Origin of the sequence: Candidatus Magnetobacterium casense (genome assembly GCF_019173545.1) — a bacterium.
In the GTDB taxonomy this organism is placed as follows: domain Bacteria; phylum Nitrospirota; class Thermodesulfovibrionia; order Thermodesulfovibrionales; family Magnetobacteriaceae; genus Magnetobacterium; species Magnetobacterium cryptolimnobacter.
Genome location: NZ_JABXWD010000419.1, coordinates 1 through 2,774, shown reverse-complemented (window position 1 = coordinate 2,774; position 2,774 = coordinate 1). Strand labels below are relative to the sequence as shown.

The window sequence follows — 2,774 nt, the reverse complement described above, 5'->3', positions numbered from 1 at the left end:
TAATGGTACAGTGTCTTGTAAGATATTGATAAGAGGCGTCAACTGGATAGGTGACGCGGTTATGACCATGCCTGCAATTAAGGCGTTGAGTGATGCCTTTGTTGACTACGAGGTAGCCCTCCTGGTCAACAGCAGGGTACTGCCGCTGTTTAGCAAAGACCCAAACGTACACACCCTGATCGAGTACAAGGACAGTCACCGTGACATACTTGGCAGGGTCAAGCTGGCCAACGCCCTGAAGGCCGACAAGTACACGTTTGCCATACTGTTGCAAAACGCCTTTGATGCTGCCATCATAGCCTTCCTTGCCGGAATCCGTGAGAGGGTCGGCTATGACCGGGACGCCAGGGGATTTCTATTGACAAAGGGCATCCCCGTCAAGGCCGAAACCCTGCGATTGCACCAGATCAGATACTACCTCCATATACTGGAACGGATTGGCATTGATGCCCCATACAACCTGCCCTGGACATACCTTCTGCACGAGGAACGACTCCAGGGACGGCAGACCCTTTCGACCCTGCGCCACCCGATCATTGGCATCAACCCTGGTGCCTCCTATGGTTCGGCCAAGCGATGGCCGACGGCTCACTTTGCCGGTGTCGTCAGGGGGGTCATAGAGCAGATTGGTGGCAGTGTGGTGCTCTTTGGTTCCGGCGAAGAGTTGTGGCTGGCACAACAGATAACGGATGACCTGGCTGCCTCGGGGGCAGAGTTGTTGACCTCCGACACATTCCTCAACCTCTGTGGCGAAACGACACTGCGACAACTGGCCGCCTGCATATCGGAGTGTGATCTCCTGGTGACCAACGACTCCGGTCCCATGCACGTTGCCTACAGCGTGGGCACGCCCATTGTGGCCATCTTCGGTTCAACCGACCCTGACATCACCGGGCCGCCGCAGTGCTCAACAAACCTGCACTTTGGCTTCAGAAGCTCTGTCATAAGGAAAAAGCTGTCGTGCTCGCCGTGCTTTAAGCGGACGTGCAAAAAGACGGACATCAAGTGCATGACCGATATTACCCCCGATGAGGTCCTGGCAGAGGTCTGGTCGCTGCTGCCTGATAAACGGGCGGTGTTCTTTGACAGAGACGGCACCCTCTGCAGGGACGCCCATTACCTGAGCAGGTTTGAGGACTTCAACGTCTATCCGGAGACGGAATCTCTGGTAAGGCTTAAGTCAAAGGGCTACATGATGATTGGTGTATCGAATCAATCCGGGATTGCCCGCGGGCTTATAAAGAAGGAGTTTGCAGATGCGGTGAACCTGACATTTTGCGACAACTATGGCTTTGACGACTTCTACCACTGTCCGCACCATCCCGACAGTCACTGTCCTTGCAGAAAGCCCTCCCCCGGGATGCTGTACAAGGCGCGTGCAGAGCACGGAATCGATCTGAAAAGGTCGTTCTTTGTGGGTGATTCAAATGCCGATATGCTTGTTGCGCAGGCCGTTGGGGCACACCCGATATTTCTGCTCAACGAAAAGCACTCATTGACCGTTGAGGGGGTGGATACAATTACCAGTCTTGACCAGTTACATGCAATGATTATCTAAAGGCGTTGTCTCAGGTCTCCTGATGGGAAAGGTCAGGCGTTTATGACTCTTTTCTGATCACCTTTACCATGCCAAAGCCCAGGTTTCCCTTTTCACCAAAGCCTGCATCGTAGCCGACCCTGATGAGTTCGGGGCTGCCCTTGACCTTGAATGGGGCGACAAAGCCTATGACTTCCATGTTGAGGAAGCTTATTTTTTTCTGTATTTTGCCGGCCTTTTTTAGCAGATAGTCCTGGTCAAAAGTGAAGACCAGACTGTTATCTTTTGGCAAGGTGTTGTAAATGATGATGTATTTCTTTATGAGGTTTTCCCTGACGGCTTCGGCAAAGCCCTTTTCGGTATATCGCAGGTAGCGTGAAACAGGTCTGTTGTTTTTGTTGTGCGTTACGGTGATTGGGGACAGGGCAGTGAAGCTCATTTCGTCAGAGAAGTCCACCTCTTTTACGACCTCAACCTTTTCAATGTCAAATTTCACACCGGCAATAAGCAACTCCTCGCATTCGGCAATGCGTTGGGCGATTATCAGGAGAAACTCAGTTACCGGCGACGATATGTACCACTGGATGCGGCCCTCGTCAAAGCTGATCTTTTCGTGCTCTATGCGGTAGGTTTCAAAATTCAGGTGCGAAAACGTAAACATCCCAAAGTGCATACGGGCACCCTGCCTTACCCTGTCAAGTGGCAAGTTGCAAGAGCCCCGAGATTGCTCTCTCAGGATTTTGTAGATTGTTGATGCCAGGAAGTGATTATAGTTAATCGGGATGCTGGCATCTGCAATCTTATTGTACAGGACAATGCGTATTCTCATACTTTTAACCTCGACGCATTTTACATATCAAGATTCATGCCATTGCTTTTATGTGCAGAAAGCGCCTAAAACACATAGGTTTAACTTTTTGTGTCGGTCGAATGTATGGAATATGTTCCATATGGTATGGAATGTATTCCATAGAAAACCGCAGAATTAACTTGACAATGTCACATTCCAATCACTGCATGTAAAGATGTCTGAACCTCGATTTAACGGCCCTGCGACCGTAGGGAGCAAAGTGATCAATCCTGGTTCAGACAATCCCTATGTTTAATTAATATGCCATTGAGAATTACCGCGACAAGCAGCGACAACTTGTATTTCGGCTTTATGTGTTGATATACTTAAGCAAGAGAGCATAAACATGTATAACAATAGTTCACCCCTAAGAAAAGAAAAAAAGGG

General features: G+C 49.7%; 2 protein-coding genes. One reads left to right on the top strand and one right to left on the bottom strand.

What is annotated here, in order from left to right:
- On the top strand, positions 1–1,558 hold a 1,558-nt coding region (gene waaF / locus HWQ67_RS15755; RefSeq protein WP_218253638.1), incomplete at its 5' end, for a lipopolysaccharide heptosyltransferase II.
- A gap of 40 nt (positions 1,559–1,598) precedes the next feature.
- On the opposite strand, the gene cas6 is transcribed toward waaF, so the two are convergent.
- A complete protein-coding gene (cas6, locus tag HWQ67_RS15750) occupies positions 1,599–2,366 on the bottom strand; it encodes a CRISPR-associated endoribonuclease Cas6 (protein ID WP_218253637.1) in 768 nt (255 codons plus the stop codon).
- Positions 2,367–2,774 lie beyond the last annotated feature (408 nt).

Excerpts from the sequence above, each read along its gene's own strand:
- cas6 (WP_218253637.1), bottom strand. The coding sequence starts at position 2,366 with ATGAGAATACGCATTGTCCTGTACAATAAGATTGCAGATGCCAGCATC.